This window comes from Ilyobacter polytropus DSM 2926 (genome assembly GCF_000165505.1).
Classification (GTDB): Bacteria; Fusobacteriota; Fusobacteriia; order Fusobacteriales; family Fusobacteriaceae; genus Ilyobacter; species Ilyobacter polytropus.
The window spans coordinates 916,361-939,440 of record NC_014632.1 but is presented as its reverse complement, the minus strand read 5'-3'; the positions used below and the strand labels follow the sequence as shown (position 1 = coordinate 939,440).

Below are 23,080 nucleotides of genomic sequence, written 5' to 3'. Positions count from 1 at the left end.
TCATAAAAGAAAAAAACCGCTGAAAACAGCGGCTTTATAACTTTTTTCTTCGCTCTTGTATCTGACCACTTCTGTATACCGTCATAAGTTCTTTTAGATCATCAATCTGAGAAAGTAATTTTCTACCTATATCAGTGTCTCCCACTGTTTTTCTATTTGTCTTTTGTAAAACATCGATATTAGAATTAATTTTTACCCCTTCTCTTACTATTTCATCTTCAGATGTGAAAGGGTGATGGGATACCAGTCTCAGTCCCCAAGAATTATACATCAGAGTATACCCAGCGATTCCCGTGGTATTTTGGTATGCTCTAGACATACCACCATCTATAACCAAAAGTTTTCCATTAGCCTTTAGAGGGCTCTCTCCTTTTTTCACCTTCACAGGAGTATGACCAGTTATTATATGTCCACTATCAGGATCGAGATCAAAACTTTCAAGTATTTTTCTGCAGATGGATTCATCTTCTCTGTATTTGAAATATGGATTTAGTTTTTCTTCATGAAGTTTTTTGTCTGTAGTAAAATACCTTTCAAAAGTTGCCATTTTTTCCTTGGCGAACATAGGCGACTTTCTACCAGTCCATAAATACCACAACCAGTCTATATCACTTTCTTTTCTTGTAAAATATGCCCTTCTGGCCAACTCTTCATATTTATCTAAAAGTTCCACACCTTTATACTTTTTACCCTCTATAAAAGCATTGAGGTAGTCTCCTTTTTCATCTAAGAGTATACACCCGTGATACAATAAATTCCCGTTATATTTCAAGTAAAGACTTCCATTTGTATAAAAATAATATATGTGTTTTTGCAGTTTTTCACTGTTTTTAAAATAAGAAGACAACTTATCAATTACTTCTTTTTCATATTTTGTAAGTACATATGGATTATTAGAATCAATTGTAGGAAAATTACAGCTAGTTAGAGGGTACTCGACCCCGTCTATTGTTAGAACTCCACGTTCATAGTCTACCATGTCCAAAAGTAGCCTGTCTGTCCTCTTAAATTCTTCTTTTCTCTTGATTAACTGTCCCTCTAGCTTAAATTGTATTATTGCTATCGCTTTATGCATTCTAGCAATCAAAAGCTTGTCCTTTTCTTCGTAAAACTGTTCGTTGCTTACCTTTGGCATGAATTCTTTGCAGGGATCATCTTTATATACTGTCATAGCCAAAGAGCCCAAAGGAAGGAGATTTATTCCGTACCCCTCCTCTAAACATTCTACATTGCTGTATCTAAGAGCTATTCTCAAGACCTCTGCTATCATTGTCTGGTGTCCTAAAGCGGCTCCCATCCATAAAATATCATGGTTTCCCCATTGAATGTCGACATTTGAATGCTTCATAAGCTCATCCATTATAAGATGGGGACCGGGACCTCTGTCATATATATCTCCCATGATATGAAGTATATCTACTGCTAACTTCTGTACCAATCCACATATAGCCACTATAAACCTGTCGGCTCTCTCTAATTCTACTATCGTGTCAACTATTTCATTATAGTATTTTTCCTTATTCAGTTGTTTACTTTCAATATTAAGAAGTTCATCAAGAATATAATTAAAATCAGAGGGTAAGGCTTTTTTTACTTTAGAACGAGTATATTTTGATGAGACAACTTTGCAGATAGTAATAAGTCTGTAAATAGTTACCTTATACCATTCAGTCATAGAACCGCTGTAAGAAGTTTTAACATATTTAAGACGCTTTTCAGGATATATTATCAAAGTTGCCAGATTCTTTTTTTCATCCATAGTCAGTGTATGTCCAAAAATATCATCTATCTTAAATTTTAAAACACCTGAAGCACTTCTTAGATGATATGAAAATGCCTCATATTCTCCGTGCATATCTGTTAGGAAATGTTCTGTCCCCTTAGGCAAATTTAGTATCGCCTTAAGGTTTATAATCTCATTTGCTACATCTGCAACGCTAGGGTACTGTTTCGATAAAAGTTTTAAATAATCCAAATCTCTCATAAGTATCTTCTCTCCCTATAATACTTTTTTATTTTTATATAGTATTTTTTATGTTCTGTCAAATTCTTTTTAATTTTATTAACTATTATTGTACATCACTATATTTTCTTGTTCTATACATAGTCATATGATAGAATAATTTGGAAACATATCATTTTACTTGAATTAAATCTAAAATTTTTGGAGGTTCTATGAAACACAAACTCGAATACTTAATTATACTTTTTTTTATAAAAATTCTCTGTATTTTACCTGAAAAAACAAGATTTAAAATTGCTGAATTTTTTGCTGTAGCTGGCTATAAATTTATAAAAAAAAGAAGAACTATCACCCTAGCTAACTTAAAAATGGCTTTCCCTGATAAACCACAGGAAGAAATTGAAAGAATAGCTCTGGATTCTTATAAAATAATGTCTAAGGCTTTTTTGTCATCACTTTGGTTTGAAGATTACTTAAACGAAGAAGGTAAAGTGACTGTTGAAAACATGGAGATCTTAGACAAAGCTTACTCTAAAGGAAAAGGTGTGATAGTTGCATGTATTCATATGGGAAACATGGAAGCTTCCCTCAAGGTTGCTCAAAAATATCATATAGTCACCGTAGCTAAAAAACAGAGAAATCCTTATTTAGATAAACTTATAACCAAAAACAGGGAAAGAGTAAATATAACCCTTTTGAAAAAGAGTAAAAGAACTTCCCGAGAACTCATGGAATCTATAAAGAAAAAAAATATAATAGCCCTATTTAGTGACCACAGAGACAAAGGAGCAACTGTAAATTTCTTTGGCGAAACAACTATCTCTCCAACTGGTGCAGTATTTTTAGCTCTTAGAAATGATGTTCCACTTATCTGGGGATTTAATATTCTAAATCCTGACAACTCATGTACAACAAAAATAGTAGAAGAAGTCCAGATGATAAAAACTGGAAATTTCAAAAAAGATGTCCAAGCCAACACACAACTTTTAATAAATAAGATGGAGAAAGTTATCTCCCAATATCCAGAGCAATGGATGTGGTTTCACGACAGATGGAGACTTTCAAAAAAAATCAAATGAGGCTCATAAAAGCCTCTTTTTCTTTTCCTGAATTTTTCTGACTATTTTTCTCTGAACTTTTCTTGGAATAAACCTAGTTATAAAGACTAGAATTTTATTTAATATCCCTGGTATACAAATGTTTTTATCATTAAAGTAATCTTTATAGCAGCTTTCGGCTACCTGTCTCGGAGTTGTCACATAAAACTTTTCCATTCCTTTTCTTTCAGAACTAATCCCTTTGAAATCCGTAGAGGTAGGCCCAGGACAAAGAGCCATTATCCTTACCCCCCTATACTCCATCTCCTCGACTAAAGCCTCTGTAAAGGACAATACATAAGCTTTAGAGGCGTAGTACACTCCCATTAAAGGCCCCCCGCTCTGAAACGATGCTGTAGAGGCTACATTTATTATTCCACCACTTCCTTTTTTAAACATCTCCTCTGCAAAAATTCTGGTCAGGTAAGTTAATCCTCTTATGTTTAAATCCAATGTTTTTATATGAGATTTTATATCAGTCTCATAAAAAAAACCGTATTCCCCTGTTCCCGCATTGTTTATGAGAAGATCCACATCTATATTCATTTTTTTTATTTCTTCATGAAGTTCTCTTATATTTTCAAGCTTGGATATATCTGTACAAATAATTTCAACTTTTTCATCAAATTCTTTTTTTATCTTCTCTAGTTTTTCCTTACGCCTTGCGACGGCTATTACAAAATGACCGTTATCAACAAAAATTTTTAGGAGCTCTCTTCCTATCCCACTGCTAGCCCCTGTAATAATAACATTCAATCTATCACCTCTATACTCATTTGTAAAAATTCAAATTACCAATTAATTATTCTCAAATTTTCTTTAATTCCTTGTTTCCTCTCTGTAAGTCTGTTTTATTTTTTGTAGATTCTCATATATTCTAATATTTTTACCCTTGGTTTACTAGGATTTTATAAAAAAAATGGTATCTTACTAAGTAACAGACCATAATAATATATAAGTCAGATTATAGTTTTTACAGAGAGGTGAAATATATGTGGAGTGATCTCAAGAAAATTTCAAATCAAATAACACTTTTAAGATTTTTATTTTTGTTTCTCATGTGGCTTGGAGTTTTTCAGGAAAAACCCACTTATTATTTGGCTTTTGGACTTATATTATGCGGAATCACAGATTTTTTAGACGGATTTCTTGCTAGAAAACTCAATCAAATCACTGAAATAGGAAGTCGTTTAGATTCATGGGCTGACAATTTTTTACTTATTTCAGGAATCATCTGGACAGTAATGCTTATGCCTGAAATTTTTACAGACAACAAACTTGTCTTTCTAATCACATTAGGAGCATACATAACTTTTTTATTAATCGGTTTCATAAAATTTGGTCGATTTGCAAATCTACATCTATATCTGTCAAAACTTTCTACTGTAATTCTTTATTTATTTCTTGTACATGCATTTTTTATAGGAATTTATAGCAAAACTCTTTTTTATTTTACAATCGGTATATCATTCATATCTGCCATAGAGGGAATAATTATCTTTCTCACCTCTTCAGAGGTAAACGAAAACATAGGTACTCTTATTTTTAATTATATAGACGACAATAATTCTTTAAAAATTTGGTTAAAAAAACATTTTCACAATCTTTAAACTCTGCTTTCATTTGAAATTCAAAAATATGACATCCATTTTACTCCCTTGTTTTCTTTCTATACTTGACAAAGGTCTGTAAAAATTATATCCTAATACGACGAATAAAGTTTAATATTGTGAAGGTGAATAGTATGAAAATAGCAGATTTTGATCTGACTAAAAAAATAATGAACATTGTTAATGAGCTACCTCCAAAACAAAAAAAATTGGCAGACTATATTCTAAAAAATCAAAAGCAGTGTGCCTTTATGACATCTACAGCTCTTGGATCCGCAGCTAAAGTTAGTGAATCTACTGTTATTAGATTTGCTTCGTCTTTAGGTTACAAAGGATACCCGGCCTTTCAAAAAGATCTTAGGGACTTCCTCAAAATAGAACTTTCTACCTTGGAAAAATTTTCCATTGAAAAAGTAGACAGTCATGGAACTGCCTATGAAAAAATATTTGAATCTGAAGTGGAGATCATAAACAGCACTCTAAATGAGATATCTGCAAAATCCTTCGATGCCGCAGTGGACGCCCTTTACGAAAAAGACAGCATACTTACTGTCGGGTTCAAAGGTTCTTTTTGTCTTTCGAGTTATGCAGGATATAATTTAAGTAAAATACATTCGAATGTACAGATCGTAGATGAATGGAATGAAAGATGGTTCAACTACCTAAATGATCTAAACGAAAATACAACGGCACTACTTTTTGGATTTCCTAGATACCCAAAAAATGTAGTCACTATCGCTAATATACTAAAAGAAAAAAATTGTAAAATTATTGTTATAACTGACAGTGTAGTATCACCACTTGCAGAATTTGCAGATATTTTACTGATTATACCTGTGAGAAAGTCATTTTTTGTAGACCACTTAGCAGCTGTTATGTGCCTTATTAACGCTATTATATTTTCTCTTTCTTATAAAGATAAAGAAAAAACAGAAAAATATTTACAAAGATTTGAGAAATTTGCCAATGAAAATAATATATTTGTAAAAAGAAGTTGATAATTTATAAATATCATAAAAGCCTCCTGAATAAATTAATTCAGGAGACTTTTTATTTCAATTCTTATTTTTATTTAAAAAATACTATTCATATATGCAAAGGTAAGAACTTTCCACATCAGTTTTTACAAAAAACTTTTGATTGGCTTCCACAATAAAAGTCTCTTTTGGCATATACTCTTTCCATTCTTGACTTCCTGGAAGTTTTACAGTTAGTTTCCCACTTGTCACCGTCATATATTCCTTTTTTGAAGTACCAAATGCATATTCTCCTACTGCCATAACCCCTATAGTCGCAGGACCTTTCTCTGATTCAAATGCTACTGATTTTACCTTCCCGTCAAAATAATCATTGGTTTTAAACATTATTTCCCCCCTTATATCTAATAAACTTTACTTATTAAACCATCTTTTTAACAATTTGAAAAGTATAAATTTAAAAACCCCTGTTTCCAGGGGCATTAAATATGATTTAAAAGTTAAATAGCTATAGTCCAATCTTCCATATCATCCTCTGCTCTATTCTGAAGGAATTTTTTCGCATTCTCTGGGAAAAGTGCATACATAAGCACATCTTCATCAGACTTTGCAAGACTACCTATCTCTTTTTTTATTTTGTCAAATTCAGGAGAAATATCATCTGCAGGCCTATATGTGATAGGAGCAATATCCCCTATAATTTTTTCCTGCATCTCTTTGGATATAGGGGCTGGTGACTGCCCATATAACCCTTTCACATAATTCTTTATTTCAGTAGGAATTATTTTATATCTTTCTCCTAAAAGTACATTAAATACTGCCTGTGTTCCAACCATTTGGGAAAGTGGAGTTACAAGCGGAGGAAATCCTAAATCTTCCCTTACTTTTGGAACTTCAGCTAATACTTCATCATACTTATGAGCTGCTCCTTGACTCTCCAACTGGGATAATAGATTTGAAAGCATTCCACCTGGTACCTGATAAATTAAAGTTTTAGGTTCTACATCCATTACCTTGGCTTTCAGTATTCCCTCTGAACGGTATTTTTCTTTGATTGGTTTAAAATAATCTGCTATTTCTGAAAGAAGCTGCATATCAAGCTCAGGGTCTCTCTTATCCCCTTTTAAAATATGCGAAAAAACCTCTGTTGCAGGCTGACTTGTTCCCCCTGAAAACGGAGATATTGCCGTATCTATTATATCCACTCCTGCCTCTATAGCTTTCATGTACATCATAGACGCTATCCCACTCGTACAGTGTGTATGCAGTTCTAAAGGAAGGTCTGTAACTTCCTTTATTTTCACTACAAGTTCATAAGCAACGTCCGGGAGTAGAACTCCAGCCATATCTTTTATACATATAGAATGAGCACCTAGATTTTCAAGTTCCTTTACCTTCTCTACATAATATTCTACTGTATGAATCTTACTTGTTGTGTAAGCTATCGCTCCTTGGCAGTGACCACCATATTTGTTTATTGATTTTATGGATTGCTCTAGATTTCTATAATCATTTAAGGCATCAAATACTCTTATTATGTCTATCCCGTTTTTAATTGATTTTTCTATAAACTTATCCACCACATCGTCTGAATAGTGTCTATAGCCCAAAAGGTTTTGACCACGAAGAAGCATCTGAAGCTTTGTATTTTTAACCCTTTTTCTGATCTCTCTTAGTCTTTCCCACGGATCCTCATTCAGAAATCTAATACATGCGTCAAAAGTAGCTCCACCCCACATTTCAAGGGCATAATATCCTACTTTATCCATTTTCTCTAATATCGGTAGCATCTCTGATGTTTTTAATCTTGTAGCTATAAGTGACTGGTGTCCATCTCTCAGACAGGTCTCAGTTATTTTTAATTTTCCCATTTTATTACCTCCTATAACACAAAAGAAACAATCTTGATTTATAAATTATCAGCTTTGATTTTAATGTAATCATATTACCTTCTACTTATATTTTACATAGAAAAAAATTCAAAGTCAATAATTTTTGAAGAAAATTATTCTTTCTATTTTTTAAAGATGATTTAAAACCACCAAAATATGCAGTTTTAACGTTATTTTTTTCAAAAATTATTTTATCATTTTTTGAATTAACTCAAAATTTTACCAACCAATAAAAAAATTCCTTCTATTGATCTTATTAAAAAAATATCTAATAATCATTATAGAAGGAATTATTTATTTAATTATTCAAAATTATAAATATAAAAACTCATACTTCTTGAACAGGGTATTTGCTAAAGATCATTTTTTTTATCCTCCACAACCTTTTAAAAACACCATATGTTCCCATCCAAAATATACTCAAATTTTTGTCTTTTTCTAAAAATTTAATCTCTTCTTCTGTGACTTCTACTCCCCAAAATTCTTTTATATGCTTTGCTGCCTTCAGGTAGTAATATGCAGGATATTTTTTAAAAAATATTTTTCTTGGGATATTTTTTGACATTAAATCATTTATTATATCATAATGTATTTTTGCACAATTCATCAAAACTCCATTTTTTAAAGAGATATTTTGAGCTATTCTATATGAACAAAGATTTTTATGATAATAATATGTATCATATTCTAGACAGTATTTTGTAAAAAAAGCATAATCAATTGCTGGATATGTTTTTTCATTGAATCCACCTAGTTTAATAGCTTTTTCTCTATCTAAGATTATTCCAACAGGTCCTCCTATTGGATTCAAAAGAATGTAGTCTATCTCAGAAAATTTTTCCACTTTTTTTTCAAACATTTTCTCAACAGTGCCAGATCGGTATTCATAATTCAAATCAGACAAGTCTCTTTCATCAATATGGTCATGCTGAGCTTTTAAAAAAGAAATATTTGGGTTGGAATTTAAAATCTGCATCATCTCATCTAAAAAGTTTTCTTTAAGTAGATCATCATCGTGAAGCATTGAATACCATTTACCCCTTGCCATTTCAAGACACTTATTCCAAGCCCCTGCCATTCCAAGAGTGCTCTTTCCTTCGTATCTATAGTATAAAAGTTTAGGATCATTATATTTTTTAATAAGTTTTTGAGTTTCTGTCTCATTACCAGGATCATTTTCATCATCAATTACGATAACCTCATAATCTGAAAAACCTTTTTGATTTAAGGCACTATCTAAAGCTTGTTTCAAAAGATTTGCCCTTTTATATGTTGGAATTGCTATAGTTACCAATGGAGTTTTATTATAATTTAAATCACCATGAGATAACTTTAAATCAAAATGATTTATTTTTGAAAAATTGTTTTCATATTTTAAAAGGTCACTCATATAAATTCCTCCTTAATTAAGCCATCTTTTCTCAAACTATATTCACTTCAGAATATTTTTCATCTTACGATTACTCGTACTATTCTTTTGGTGTATCATGATAAGACAAGAAAACTCCTGCCAGTGCAAAAAATGCTTTATGAGAAACCATGGCAAAACTGACCATTCTAAGCACAAAAACGTAAATCATTAAGGTGAAAAACAGTGCAAACCTGGGATTATATTTAATTCGTCTAAATAATTTACTAAATATTGAAAAAATAAAAAGAAGAAATGGAAACAATCCAATTAAACCTAAAGATGCCGTCCATTCCAAAATAATGTTATGGGAATAAACTGAACCTAGACCGTACCCTAAGAATGGTTTTTCCATTATCATCCTAAGGCTTTTAACCATCAAATCTGTTCTCCCTGTATATCTTCTACTTCCTACAAGTGAAGGGTCTTTGAGCATTCCTTCTAAAGTAAATCTTTCTAACATAGGGTACTGTTTTATAAAGGCCTCGTGATTTATAGTATAGATAAAACATCCTATGACTATTGCTATTATTATTATACTTTTCAACCTGTCTTTAATACTTTTGTCGCTAAGCATAAAATAAAGTAGGGTTATAGCCATCAATCCTGTAAAGCTGGCTCCTCTTGTTGCTAGCACAAATACAGTTAGGTAAAAAGTTGAAATTAAAAGACAAAAACTAAGTAACTTAACAAAGAAATTTTTAGTTGTAAATAAAACATATGAAAAAATAATGGCCGCTAATCCAAAATCTGCTGCAATAGCCACAGGGTGTCTTCCGTCGACTCTAAACCTATTTTCTACAGCATGTAAACCAACATAGTGATAGTATACTCCTAAAAGTATTATTCCTATAACATATAACATCTTGATGATAAAATCTACGTCTCTATCCTCTAATACAATAAATCTTGAAAAAAAGTATGGAATAAAAGACATTCCCAAAACCAGGAAAGTATAATCATATGTTTCGAAAATAATAGAATGTGCTAAACAAAATATAATTATTGCAAACATACACATATCTTCCCTTAATAATTGAAACTTATGTGGAAATAAAAAATGCATTGAAATATAAAATAACATTAAAATAAACAAATTTAGTGGTAAAAGATATGTGTAATTAAATATTAGATTAAAAGAGTAATTGGTTATAATTAATACGATCAACAATAAAACCATTCTTTTATTTGCATTATAATTTATAGATAATTTTTTCATTGTTTTCACCCCAATGCAAAGAGAATATTCAAAACAAAAAATATTACTCTCAAAATTGTACAAACAAAAAGCTGTATTTATAGAATATAGACCCTTGGTTTAATGCCTTCAAAAGAAACATTATCCCAAGGATCTATTTATAAATAAAAATATTAAACTTGTAAATAAACTCTTAATTTTCAGCAACAATTTTTTTATTGTCATACACTTCAAAGGGATTTACCACTATAGGCGTCCCTTCTGGTAAATCTAGAACTTCAATTCTAAAAGAATCTACTTTTCCTGTTTTTATATATCTTTTTTTAGCCATTCCATCTTCAAAAATATATACAAAAGGTTTTCCTTCATCTTCTAAAACTGAAAAAGAATTAAGTGTTAATAAATCTCCAGACTTTCCTTCCTCTATACTCACTGTAGTATAATAACCCAATTTTAATCCTTCAGTTTTTTCTACATCTACATAAACTTCCACAACTTTATCTTCATAGTTTTTAGTCTCAACTACACTAGCTCCTTGTGCAACCTTTTCTACTACTCCTTCGTAGGATTGATCACTTTTATTGTCACTCAGGGTCACTTTAGCTTTTTGTCCTTTTTCTATCATCGAGGCTATATACAATGGCACATCAACTTTTATCATGTAGCTGCCTTCTGGTACTACTGAAATCAGTTTTTTCCCTCTTGCAACAGGAATTCCCTCTTCTACAAAAATTTCAGCTACTAAACCATTGATTGGAGACTTTAAAGGTTCATTTACATTATTTAATTTAGCCTCTAAGTCCCTTTTTTCAAGTAAAATTTTCCTTCTTCTACTTTTAAGCGTTATTCTTTTAAGATTCAACTCTCTTTTAAGCCTTTCGTAGCTCAAAAGTAGAAGTTCATATTGTTGTCTTGAAATATCAAGACTAGAGATTTGATCTGTAAACTCGGCTTCTTTTTTATCTGCATTGGTTTCCGCAGCATTTGCCTCTATTGATGATATTCCGTCGTTTTCAAACAATCTCATCTTAGCATCTGCCTGTTCTCTCAGTGTTCTCGACTCAAATTTTAAAACTTTAAGAGCTCTTTCCATGGCATTGATCTCTGCCTTCAAACTTCTTATCTCTAAAGTTTTATTTTCTAATTCCAATTTGAGTGATCCCGATGTCAAGTCTCTTAATTCAAGATCTATGTTGTTCAAATCCAAATTTACTTCTTCCAGACTTCTTTCTAGCTCACTTTTAATAGAAGCACTGAATTCTAGTAACGAATCACCTGAATTTACAAGACTACCACTTTTAACTAAAATATTTTCAACTGTTACAGGCACATTAACATAAAGAGGAATTGTCTCTTTTGGCACAACGACACCTTGAAATAAGAGGTCTCCATTCATACTTCCTTTTTTTAATTTTTCTATTCTTACAACAGGAGCAATATTTTTATCATCTTTTTTACGAAAACTCAGATTTTTAATATCTTTTACAAAATCCATATTCCTGGTGGCAAGAATTATTAAAATTATTATGAGTATTATCCAATTTTTCCTCTTCATACAACTCTTCCCCTATCTTAATAAATTTTCATATATTCTTATAGCCAGCAACAGGTCTCTCTGTAGAGAATAATATCTTTCCTGAGCTGTACTAAGTCCGCTTACCGAATCTAAATAATCATATGTACTTATTATTCCATTCTCATATCTTAATTTATCGATTCTCATATTTTCCTCTTCCAACTGCAAATTAATCTTTTGAGAATAAACTTCCTCACTTAATATTTCCATTTCCCTATATTGATTTCTAACCTCTAATGCAATAGTATCCACTGCATTTTTATAGTTAGTCATTGCTTGATTATAATTGATTTTCTTTTGTTTTATGTCATCTAAAGTACTTCCCCAGGAAAAAATCTCCCAAGAGGCGCTAAGAGATACTTGATATTCACTCTCATCATCATCAACGCTATCCAATCTAAAACTAGCAGAAGCGTCCAAGGTAGGATAAAGCTCTCCTTTTGCTATTTTTACATCAATACCAGAATTCTCCAATATAATGTCCTCTTGCTTTATTTTACTTCCATATTTCAAGGCTCTTTCCAAGTCTACATCAATATCAAACATATCTATTTTTAGCTCTTCAGACAAATCCTCTGTAAAAGTAACATCTGAATTAAATGGCATATCAAGCAACACTAACAAAGTCTCTTCAGCAGATCTTTGCTCTTTTATTTCTCTGGTTAATTCAGATTTAGTCAATATCAAATCTGCCTGAACTTTTAAAAGTTCAGATTTAGGAATCATTTTATTACTTTTATAAAGAGATCTTAGTCTTTCCTCTTGTTTACTTAGAGAATTTTGTACCATACGGCTTATTTCCGCCTGTTTTCTCTTATTCAAAACTTCAAAATAAGTAGCAATTGCAGTTTCTTGAACTTCATAACTTACAAGATTTCTTTCATACTTGGAGTTTTCTTTGTCCAAAGTTGATTTTTTATATTGATTGTATAAAGTTCCTCCTCGAAATAACGGAATGCTGACACCTACCTCAGAGGTACTATCCCCACTTCCAAAGTCATTCTGATCTTCATCGGTAACGTCTACAAAATCATTTGACCAATCAATTGAAGCACTTGGAAGCATATTTTTAAACTGCTTTTTCTTCTGCAAATCTAATGATTCGATTTCCATATCCTGTACCATTATCTCTCGATTACTTTTCTCTAATCTATCTAGCACATCATTCAAAGTCATATCTTCAGCGTAACCTCTTGCAAAAACAGCAAGTAGAGCTGCGACAATAAATTTCTTTTTATTCATTATACCTACCTCCCTTAAGTTAGTTAAACTTACCTTAAACTCCCCAGTTAAAAACATCCTTTTATTGAAGTAAAATTAAAATATATTCTTTTTAAACAATTAAAAAATTAATTTCAGCGCTTTTTATATTCGTCATAATATTTGTAATTAGAACTATAGTGTCCATAGTTTCCCATTGAATAACCGTTTATACTTACTTTATTTACTACTACCCCGTATATATTTGCTCCTGCTTTTTCAAGTAATTTTTTTCCGCTTAGAAGTTCTTTTTTAAAAACCATATCATAGCCAACTACATATACTACTCCATCTGCATATGTTGATAAAAGTGCGGCGTCAGTTGCCACAGTAAGAGGAGGCGTATCCAGAACTATAAGATTGTATTTTTCCTTTAGTCCATCCAAAATCTCTACTATTTTTTTCCCCAGAAATAGTTCCGTAACATTCTCACCAAAACTTGTTGCTGGGAGGAGATCTAAATTCCGTTCCACATTATGTAAAATAACATCTTCTAAATTTTTCTTTCCCCTTAAAACCTCTTCAAGACCATAATTGGCTTTTATCCCAAAACTGTCAACTACTCTTGGTCTTCTTATATCACAATCCACTAAAATCACTTTCTCGCCGCTTATGGCTACACTCAGGGCATAATTTGCTGCTATAGTACTTTTCCCCTCTTTTGGTATAGAGCTTGTCACCAGTACTACTTTTCTGTCTTTAGATTCTGTAAAATATAAGTTGGTTCTAAGTATTCTAATTGCTTCTGCAATATGTTCTTTATCTCTATCAAAAAATACTAGTTTTCTTCTCCTCATTGGAAAACCTCCTATCTAGTAAATAATCAAGAAGTTATTTTACTCAACTCCTGATTTTAACGTTTTTTGACTTTTTTTAATTCATTGGATTTTTTATCTAATTTTACTGTAGAATAATCTGGAACATTTGCGAGTACCTGACAATCCAAAAGCCTCTCTATATCTTCTGGATTTTTTATTTTATTTTGATAATATTCTCCCCACATTACTTCAAAAATTCCTAGAAGAATACCTATAATCATTGAAATTGCAATTATCAATTTAGTTTTTTTAGACTCTGGATTTACTGGAACTCGAGAACTTTCTATGATTTTTAGGTTATCAAAACGCATAACTGACTTGATTTTTATCATAAACTCTTCTGAAACATGATTTACAATAAGAGCAGCCTTCTGTGGATTTTCGTCTTCATAGCTGATCTTTATCAATTCTGTCATCCCCACTGGCGCAACTTCGACTTTCCTTGCCAAAGACTCTGGAGAATTTTTCAAATCTAACTTTTGTACAACATCACGCATTATACTAGAACTCTGGGCAATTTCTGTATAAGTTGAAACAAGCTTTTGATTCAAAGAAACTTGAGAATTTTCCAACCTATCTGGTGATATAAGATTACTACCTGAAACCATAAGTATAACTTCTGCCTTATAAGTATCCGCCTTATAGTAAGAATAGGTAAAGCCCAAGGCCACCATTATAAAAATTGTCCTGAAAAGAACTTTCCAGTTTTGTTTAACAATCATAAACAGCTCGACCATGTCAATTTCTTTTCTTATTTCATTTTTTTCTCTTTCTTTCTTATTATTATCTTGCATTTCACATCACCTTCAGCAATTTTTTTTAAATTATTACTTAATGATAACTTACCAATTTTCTTTTTAAAATCCTTCTATAATAATATTCAGATTTATATCCAAAAAATTAAAACTACTAACTTTTGATAAAATAATATAAAAAGAGGCTTAGATTCATCGAAGTTTTTAAAACCAAATGAAACAAATCAAGCCTCTCAATTTTATAATGATTTAAAATTTACATATACAAGTTATTGATATAAATCTAATAAATAAATGCACCCCTATACCTGTCTTTATAGATCCCGATTTTTTCAAAAGGAATATCTTTAAATTTAATTTTCTCATTATCAAGTCCATAAACAGGATCTACTACTTTTTCTGATCTTAATTTTAAAATTTCAGAATTTTTCTTCAGTTTGAAATTCATTTTTTCAGGATTTACAAACTGACTCATCTTTTCTTTTTCTTCACTTGATATCACAACATTATTCCACATTGGGGTTCCTATATTGTATTCACTTTCATAAGATTTCAAGAGGTAAGGATATCTGCTTTTAAAAGGCTCTTTTCTTATATCTACATTTTCAAATATTCTCTTTTGAACATTTTTGTACCTTGTATCATGCATCTTTCTGATGGCAGAAAGCACCCGTTCACGCTCTCCTCCCCATATAACTTTTGGACAATCAATAAAAATATTGTTTCCTATGGATGAACTACCACCACCGTTAAAGTGAATAACTGCATTACTTCCGGCTTTGTAAAAAACATTTCCGAAAATTATACCTGTGTATAAGTCATCATCATCAAAATATATAGCTTGGACTCCGTGTCCTGATCCTAATTTATTCTCTAAATGATGGAAAAAATTATACCTGATAACATGTCCCATTACGCTCGGATCTCTTCCTGTATAAATCGCAGCCATATCTGACATATCTGTCACACAGTTATCTATCTCATTGTACTCTATCAAATGATCATTCCCATAAAACAGAATTGCCTGGCCTGGAACATCATGTAGGTGATTGTTTATTACTTTTTGTCCTACTCCTTTTAAATTCACACAAGGTCTGTAAGTTTTATACCATCTATTAACATTATGAATATCACTGTTTTTTACCATATGGTTAGATGGTGTGAGAGATTTACGGTCTCCTCCTGAAAGAGATACTCCTCCGGCTCCTGTATAATAGATATCACTGCTAATAATCGAGTGATTCATCCCTCCGGATACATCTGCACCGATTCCCCCTATTTGTCTTATGATACATCCTGCTATTGTATTATTTCTTCCGTTTTTTATTTCTATTCCATTTCCTCTAGAATTTTCAAAAATAATATTTTCAAACTTGATATATGATGCATTTTCCATAACAACCAAAGGGGTTTCCAACTGAGAAAGTTGAATTAATTTAATATCACCCGAAATAGGATAAAAATATATTTTTTTAGCTTCTTTATCTATATAATATTCTCTGGGAATATCTATCTCCTCAAGAAGATTTGAAGCATACCAGCTTGTATATGGTTTGTTGTTAAATCCATAGAGATGCGGTTCTGACATTTTGATAGTCTTTTTATTTATATCTATTTCAGAAACCTTTATTGAGTCATCTGCGTAACTCTCACTGAAGATTCCTCCTATATACATGTCTTTGGCTTTAGTCCATAATTCAGGTCGAAAAATCTCATATTTGAAAACTGCTCCTCTATAAGTTGAATCTCCCCATCGTGGTGTACTTCCTGTATCTACAACTTGACCAAGGGGTACTCTTCCGTTATTAGGCCACCTTGCAATAGTTTGCGGGATCCCATTTATAAATAGTTCTGCTGGGGCCGGGAACTGCGTTCGTCCAAATCCTCTAGGACCATAACTACCCATGTTTTCCCCTTGAGATTTATCCAGTGTTATTTGGAAAATATTTTTTCTATTCCTTGAACTAATTCTATTTAAGATTTCCTTGTCTAAGATAGGCTCATATTTATTCAGAACATCCCCACCGTCCCAGTAGACTTTTTCTCCAGGTACAGCCTTGTATACTATCTGATAATTCTTAATTCCTGAGTCTTTTTCTTTCAGTTTAAAACTTTCTTTTCGGAAATAACGGCCTCCAAAAAACCAAATTACCACAGTTTCTTTTTTATTCAAGTTTTTTTCCCGAATGATATCTCTTGCTTTTTCAGGTGTTTTAAATGGTTTTTCTTTAGTACCTGGATTTAGATCACTTCCTTCAGGAGAAACAAAGAAGTCCGCTGACACAGAACTAATACTAAAAGTAATAAAAAAAATAAAAGTAACTATAGATTTAAAATATTTATTATTAATAAAATATTCCATTTGCAACACCCACCTTTTTTAATATAAATTACAAAATATAGAAATTTTAACAAGTCAAAATATCCATCCATTTTTTCATTATTTTATTATATTCTGTACTTTCTGACATTTTAAGGGCATTTTTACTTATTTCACCGTATCTCTCTTCTGAACTGACTACCTCTTTAATAGCATCGGCAAATTTTTGGCTTTCCCCTAATGGAATTACATATCCACTTTTACCGTCACAGACTATCCATTTTAATGATTCAAAAGTATCATATGCTACAATAGGTAGCCCTTGGCTCCTTGCCTCTACCAGAGTATTTGCAAACCCTTCATAAAAAGAGGTCATCAAAAATATATTATTTTCATTCAATACTTTTTTTACATTTTTAGTTGCACCACAAAACTTAATGTTGTCATAGTCTTTTATTTTATCAATTAAAGTATTTATTTCATTTTCTGATCCGTTGCCGTATATATTCAACTTAAAATTTTTAGGGAGATGTTTCATAACTTCTATAAGACCTACAAAATTTTTCTGGTCTTCCATAATTCTCCCGATAAATACAAGATTTTTTCCATATTTATGAGGACCTTTTGCAGGTTCTATAGTACATGCCCTCGGAATATATCTTATTCTATCTTTCAAAGTAAAAATCAATTTTGGAAAAATTTTATCCAGTCTTTTTTTATCATATTCTGTAAATATAGCGAAAAAGTTTATATATTTACTCAATAATTTAAACACAATCCTAGCTTTCTTGGTAAAGTATACATCCATTTTGTTAGTCTGAACTAAGATTACTTGATTATTTTTTAATATTTTAAATGGAATAAACAATAAATAATTTGGACTATAAATTATGATTTTATCTTTTTCCTCAACAGTTTCTTTTAGTTTTTTTCTGGCATAGTAGATATTTAAAATAAAGTTAGCAGTAAAAGATTTATTTTCAAAAGCTGTATTTAATTTTATATAGTTTACGCCATCTATTTCTCTATAAAGTTCTGTCCATGGATTTTTATGATAAATTTCGTTTACTTTTAAGCCCGCTTTCAAGACCTCTTTTTCTATTGTCTTTATTAGGGTCTGAACTCCCCCGCTTTGGGTTGATTTAGTCAAAAATATTGTATTTATCTTCATTTATAACCACCCCTTAATTTTAGAGTTAAATCTCCCCCGGTTAACTATTTTTTAAACAAAACCTTTATTAGAAGTTTGTATTCTTTGGTTATATAAATTCCACATAAAAACCCAATCAAAGTTGAAAAACTTTTTATAATTAACGTTTCATAATGATTTTTTATATGTAAGAATCTAGTTGTTAAATACAAACAAATAAAAACAATAACAGAAATTAAAAATGGAGTTATTAACTCTTTAAAAAATATTGAAAAATTCTTTTTGAAAATTTTATTAAACATCATCCAATAGCTAAAAATAATAGTTATAAAAAAAGCTACTAAAACACCCACAGCTACTAAAATAAGATCTTTCTTGATTAGGCCATAAGAGATTCCACAGACTAAGATAACAGAAGAAACAATCCCGTTTACGAATAATAGATCGGATCTTCCTGATACTTGAAATATTGATCCACAACTTATTAATATTAATTGCATCCAGACGCTTAAAGCAAGTATTTTAAATATTGGAACACTCTGCCCCCACTGGTTTCCAAAAATAATATAGATTATTTCTTCACCAGTAAAATAAAGATATACTGACAGCGGCAAGCCAAACAATGTCAATATTTTACTGAGTTTGGAATAGGAATTATAAATCAGATCACTATCATCTTTATAACTTGAAAAAACCGGCAAAAGTACAGGATTCATGACACTAGTCAGATTTTGTACTGCATAAACCATCAGTTTATAAGCCTTATCATAAAATCCCAATGCCTCTATACCGATTATTTTACTGATCAATATATTGTCCAGATTTTTTGTGAAATAATATAAAATATCCGCCAGTGACTGAAAAATTGAGAATTGTGCTATTTTTTTCAATGTTTCCAAATTAAAAATAAATCTAAATCTAAGTCTAGATATCCTATAAGTAAGTATAAAAACGTATATAGAGCCTATAATCGGTCTCAAGATCAACACAAAATACCCCATCCCACCGAATGCTAAATAAACCGCTATAGACCCTGATATAAGATTACCGCTAACTCCTATCATAGCTATTTTTTTAAACTCTTTTGATTTTTTTAGCAAAGATAGCGGGACAATATTAAGTGAACTTAAAAAGACAATTAACGATAAATATTTTCCAACGCTTATATACTCATTATTTTGATAAAATTCAGCTATTACAAATGAAAAAAAATAAAATGAAATTCCAAATAATAACCCTAAAATAATAGTTAAATTAAATATTGTAGAGTTATCCTCTTCTGAAAGAGTCTTTTCCTGTATCACTGCAGGTCCGATTCCCATGCTGCTTATCATTTCAAAAAAAGTGAGAAATACCATGATAACAGCAACAAATCCAAATTCTTTTGGGGTCAGTAACCTTGATAAGATACCTAGAATAACTATCTGTATTAAAACTCCAGAATATCTTGCTATAAAGTTTATTATAAGTCCTGATTTAAGTTCAGCTTTTAGAGACATAAGGCACCTACTCTTTAATTAGTATTTCTAACTATGTATGCGATTTTAGATTTTATTTCAACTTTAATAAAGAAAATTTCAGATTCTTCACCCGGGAAATAATATTTTTAAATGTTCTTTTTTTCTTAAAAGGTCTGAGTGGAATAGATCTTTTTAAAATCCATAACCCTTTAAATATGAAATAGAAGTAGTATACTAGAGGATTTAATCTTGGATTATCCCCTAAAAATTGCATCTCTTCTTTTTTAACCTCTACCCTCCAAAGCGACTTTATCTCTTTCAAAGCCCTTAAAGAAAAATAAAGTGAATATTCTTTAAAGAAAAAATTTCTGAAGTTATTTTTTCCTCTCAAGATATTAATAACATCGTAATGAACCCTTGTAGCCTTTATCATGGTACCGTTGTTCAAACTTTCATTTTTTGATATTCTATAAAAACACAAAACTTTATTATAATAATAAATATTATATTTTGTACAATAATTTGTAAAAAATACATAGTCACTAGAGGGATAATACTCTTCGTTGAACCCCCCTATAGCCACAGCTTTCTCTCTTTCCATTACAATTCCCACAGGTCCACCTATTGGATTTGATATTAAAAAATCAAGCTCATTGTATCTTTGTACCTTACCCCGTAAATTTTTGAGTTTTTCCTTAAACTTTTTTTTCTTTGCATCTATTCTCTGATCATAAATATAATGTCTAGCTTTAACACATGATATTTCAGGAGTATTTTTTATTAGCTTAAATACTTCCTTTAAGAAGTCTTCTAGCAAAAGATCATCATCATGAAGCATTGTATACCACTTACCTCTCGCAAGTTCAATGCATCTGTTCCAGTTCCCGTAAATACCAAGATTTTCATCATTTTTATAATATAATATCTTTGGATTATTATAGCTTTTAATCAATTCCTCTGTTTTACTTATTTTAGAAATACACTCTGAATCATTGTCTACAACAATGATTTCATAATCGTCAAAATCTTTTTGATTAAGAGCACTGTCAATGGCTTCTTTTAACATTTCAGGCCTTTTATATGTAGGTATAGCAATTGTCAGATGCGGTTTACTTTTATAATTGGGATCTCCAAAATTCAACCAGGATTTTACATGGCTGTATTTCTTAAAGTTATTTTTATATTTGAATATGTCATTTTTTTCAATATTCATAAAAACCACTCCTAAATAATGAAATAAATTCCTGTTGATACAAGTTATATTAAAATTTATAACTCTTTTATGATTTTTTCTGCAGCCATCTGACCACTTATAAGACTCTGGTCACTCCACAAATATTTCCATTCCCCAAATCTTCCTATAGGCTTTATATTTGCTTCTTTTAGAAAATCTAGAACAATTTTTCTGTTTTCATAAATGTTGTGTTTAAAAACAACATTTGCATACTCTTCTCTTCTTATATCCTTTAAAATCAAATCCTCCTCTTTAAAAACTTTCATCTCTATAAGTTTTTTTACCATATTATCTAGAATCTCATCTTCTGAAAGGTTAAACTTCTTTTCATTTGAAAAATAAATTTCAGCTTGAATAGAACTGCATCCTTCAGGAGCATTTTCAGGTGATTTTAGGCTAGGTGAATACACTCTGGCGCTGAGTATATCTTCATCGTAGATATAAAACCAAAGATTTTTAGGTATATCGGGTTTATTAAATCCCAAAGACACAAGATATCCAGAAGTGCACAGAAGTTCCTTAGAAGCTGAAACTACTTTTTCTGGTATATCTTCTATAATTTTACATATTTCAGGTAATGGTAGACTCGATACCAGTTTTTTATACTTGCATTGAGTACCGTCTGAAAAATATATTTTATGTTTACCTAAGTTTATTTTTATTACTTCTTTCTTTTGTCTAATGTCTATCCCCTCAACCATAGAAGTTAAAAATGATTTATATCCTCCTGTTTTAGGATATCTCATCTCTTTAGCATAATAAGTTACTGGGGTTTCATTTGTTTTACACCCTTCTTCAATCTCCTTTACAGAAGGAAGGTAGATCCTTTTACCAACCCACTTTGTTTCTAACTTTTTCGCATCTACCGTCCAGTATTTTCTCGTATATGCCATTGGAAAATTTTCAGCAAAATAATCTCCGAACTGAACTCTAAGCCACTCCTCATAATTTTTTATTTCAGATACATCTTTATTTTCTCTTTTTTTAAAATCTTCTAGTATAGCTGTTTTTTCTTTTTCCGGCAGTGGATAAAGGTTGTTCTGAGCTGGATGCTTTACCCAATATCCCTTATAGTAATTAAATGGATCAGGTACATGAGTGTAAAAATCTGTAGATTTTGAAAATATTTCCTTTACATGCTCATCTACAGCAAAAGAAAGATGTACAAACCTATCAAATCTAAATCCGTCAATCTCAAAATTATCTAACATCCCTCCCCAAGAAGAATTTTTTTCAAAGATTACTGAATTTATACCCTCCTCTTTTAAATGATAAGCCGTTGAAATTCCTGATATTCCTGCTCCTAAAATTACTATGTTGTAATTCATCTATGTCCTCCCTCGTCCCCTTAAATTATTTTTGAAATTCTTACGTATAAGTAAGGAAAATATTTCAAGAGAAAAATCTGAATTTTATGTTTTGCTTCCATTTCTCTTAGATATTTCCATTTCAAATAAGATCTTGTCTCTATGGTTAAAATATTTTCCTTTATAGATCTACTAATATGTATATTTTTTTGATCTGATACACTTTTTATATAGGACCTTGTAATCCACAAAATCTCTTTATTACGTCTTTTAAGAAATAATCTACCAAGTTCAATATCTATTTCACTATATTGCTCATAAAAATCGTTGAAAACCCTTACTTTATTAAATCTTTTCAAATTGAATTGACTATTCATTATCGAGCCTTCTCTTTGGACATACCCGATCAAATCAAGATTTATATATCCTACTTTAGTTGATTTTAGCAATACTCTTATGATAAATTCCTGATCCTCTACATAATAACAATAAATATTATTTTCATTGAAATAAATATCTTTCAATAACTCTTTTTTATAAACTACGTTCCCTGTAAATAGAAATATCCCTAGGTCTATGTACTTTTTTATAATATCTCTGGATTTTTTTATTTTTTCAACATCATCAAATATTTCATTATAATTTTGAATTATTCTTCCATTTTCATCTATTCTTTTAAATTTAAAAAAAACAAGATCTGGATCATCATATAAAAATTTGCACATAACTTTTTCCATCATGTCTTTTGATAAAATATCATCTGAATCTAAAAAAAATATATATTTTCCTTTTGCCTCTGAAAGTCCCTTGTTTCTAGCAGCACTGGGACCTGTATTTTTTTGCATGTCTATTATTTTATAGTCAAATGTTACATTTTTCAGATTATTTTTCACAATTTCTAAACTTTTGTCTGTAGATGCATCATTTACAAATATAACCTCAAACTCCCTATAAATCTGTGATTCAAGACTTTTAATTGTTTCTTTCACATAATTACCCACATTATAGAAAGGGATTATTATACTTATCATTCTGTCTTTCTTCATTATATCCCC

The 23,080-nt window shown here is 30.7% G+C and carries 19 protein-coding genes; 3 read left to right on the top strand and 16 right to left on the bottom strand.

The window, feature by feature from the left end; genetic code table 11:
- Positions 1–34: 34 nt before the first annotated feature.
- Positions 35–1,984 (bottom strand): fructose-bisphosphatase class III, encoded by a 1,950-nt coding sequence (locus ILYOP_RS04245; protein ID WP_013387288.1) that lies wholly within the window; start codon positions 1,982–1,984, stop codon positions 35–37.
- A 191-nt stretch (positions 1,985–2,175) separates the two neighbouring features.
- Between ILYOP_RS04245 and ILYOP_RS04240 the strand changes: the two genes are divergently transcribed.
- Positions 2,176–3,042, top strand: a complete 867-nt coding sequence (locus tag ILYOP_RS04240) for a lysophospholipid acyltransferase family protein (RefSeq protein ID WP_013387287.1) — start codon at positions 2,176–2,178, stop codon at positions 3,040–3,042.
- Positions 3,043–3,045: 3 nt separating this feature from the next.
- On the opposite strand, the gene ILYOP_RS04235 is transcribed toward ILYOP_RS04240, so the two are convergent.
- Complete coding sequence (locus ILYOP_RS04235) at positions 3,046–3,816, bottom strand: SDR family NAD(P)-dependent oxidoreductase (RefSeq protein ID WP_013387286.1); 771 nt, start codon at positions 3,814–3,816, stop codon at positions 3,046–3,048.
- A 236-nt stretch (positions 3,817–4,052) separates the two neighbouring features.
- Between ILYOP_RS04235 and ILYOP_RS04230 the strand changes: the two genes are divergently transcribed.
- Entirely contained in the window at positions 4,053–4,670 is a 618-nt protein-coding gene (locus ILYOP_RS04230) for a CDP-alcohol phosphatidyltransferase family protein (RefSeq protein ID WP_013387285.1), read from the top strand.
- A gap of 134 nt (positions 4,671–4,804) precedes the next feature.
- Entirely contained in the window at positions 4,805–5,668 is an 864-nt protein-coding gene (locus tag ILYOP_RS04225; protein ID WP_013387284.1) for a MurR/RpiR family transcriptional regulator, read from the top strand.
- Positions 5,669–5,752: 84 nt separating this feature from the next.
- On the opposite strand, the gene ppnP is transcribed toward ILYOP_RS04225, so the two are convergent.
- From ppnP to ILYOP_RS04155, 14 genes are all read right to left on the bottom strand, one after another.
- Positions 5,753–6,034: a pyrimidine/purine nucleoside phosphorylase gene (ppnP, locus tag ILYOP_RS04220; RefSeq protein ID WP_013387283.1), complete on the bottom strand. Its 282-nt coding sequence runs from the start codon at positions 6,032–6,034 to the stop codon at positions 5,753–5,755.
- Positions 6,035–6,147: 113 nt separating this feature from the next.
- Positions 6,148–7,518, bottom strand: a complete 1,371-nt coding sequence (locus tag ILYOP_RS04215; RefSeq protein ID WP_013387282.1) for an oxaloacetate decarboxylase subunit alpha — start codon at positions 7,516–7,518, stop codon at positions 6,148–6,150.
- Between the two features lie 349 nt (positions 7,519–7,867).
- Complete coding sequence (locus ILYOP_RS15105; RefSeq protein ID WP_013387281.1) at positions 7,868–8,929, bottom strand: glycosyltransferase family 2 protein; 1,062 nt, start codon at positions 8,927–8,929, stop codon at positions 7,868–7,870.
- Positions 8,930–9,008: 79 nt separating this feature from the next.
- Positions 9,009–9,962: an O-antigen ligase family protein gene (locus ILYOP_RS04205; RefSeq protein ID WP_013387280.1), complete on the bottom strand. Its 954-nt coding sequence runs from the start codon at positions 9,960–9,962 to the stop codon at positions 9,009–9,011.
- A 376-nt stretch (positions 9,963–10,338) separates the two neighbouring features.
- Entirely contained in the window at positions 10,339–11,700 is a 1,362-nt protein-coding gene (locus ILYOP_RS04200; RefSeq protein WP_013387279.1) for an efflux RND transporter periplasmic adaptor subunit, read from the bottom strand.
- 12 nt (positions 11,701–11,712) lie between these two features.
- A complete protein-coding gene (locus tag ILYOP_RS04195; RefSeq protein WP_013387278.1) occupies positions 11,713–12,963 on the bottom strand; it encodes a TolC family protein in 1,251 nt (416 codons plus the stop codon).
- Positions 12,964–13,076: 113 nt separating this feature from the next.
- Positions 13,077–13,778 (bottom strand): CpsD/CapB family tyrosine-protein kinase, encoded by a 702-nt coding sequence (locus ILYOP_RS04190; protein WP_013387277.1) that lies wholly within the window; start codon positions 13,776–13,778, stop codon positions 13,077–13,079.
- A gap of 56 nt (positions 13,779–13,834) precedes the next feature.
- Positions 13,835–14,593, bottom strand: a complete 759-nt coding sequence (locus ILYOP_RS04185) for a YveK family protein (protein ID WP_013387276.1) — start codon at positions 14,591–14,593, stop codon at positions 13,835–13,837.
- A 244-nt stretch (positions 14,594–14,837) separates the two neighbouring features.
- The gene (locus tag ILYOP_RS04180) at positions 14,838–16,916 is read right to left on the bottom strand and encodes a right-handed parallel beta-helix repeat-containing protein (protein ID WP_013387275.1); all 2,079 of its coding nucleotides are present in this window, start codon (positions 16,914–16,916) and stop codon (positions 14,838–14,840) included.
- A gap of 46 nt (positions 16,917–16,962) precedes the next feature.
- Positions 16,963–18,045 carry a glycosyltransferase gene (locus tag ILYOP_RS04175; RefSeq protein ID WP_013387274.1) on the bottom strand — a complete coding sequence of 361 codons (1,083 nt, stop codon included), beginning with the start codon at positions 18,043–18,045 and terminating at the stop codon, positions 16,963–16,965.
- Positions 18,046–18,089: 44 nt separating this feature from the next.
- A complete protein-coding gene (locus ILYOP_RS04170; protein WP_013387273.1) occupies positions 18,090–19,523 on the bottom strand; it encodes a lipopolysaccharide biosynthesis protein in 1,434 nt (477 codons plus the stop codon).
- 52 nt (positions 19,524–19,575) lie between these two features.
- Positions 19,576–20,697 (bottom strand): glycosyltransferase family 2 protein, encoded by a 1,122-nt coding sequence (locus ILYOP_RS04165; RefSeq protein ID WP_013387272.1) that lies wholly within the window; start codon positions 20,695–20,697, stop codon positions 19,576–19,578.
- A 56-nt stretch (positions 20,698–20,753) separates the two neighbouring features.
- Entirely contained in the window at positions 20,754–22,046 is a 1,293-nt protein-coding gene (locus ILYOP_RS04160) for a protoporphyrinogen/coproporphyrinogen oxidase (RefSeq protein WP_013387271.1), read from the bottom strand.
- 20 nt (positions 22,047–22,066) lie between these two features.
- A complete protein-coding gene (locus ILYOP_RS04155; RefSeq protein ID WP_013387270.1) occupies positions 22,067–23,071 on the bottom strand; it encodes a glycosyltransferase family 2 protein in 1,005 nt (334 codons plus the stop codon).
- Between the last annotated feature and the right edge of the window lie 9 nt (positions 23,072–23,080).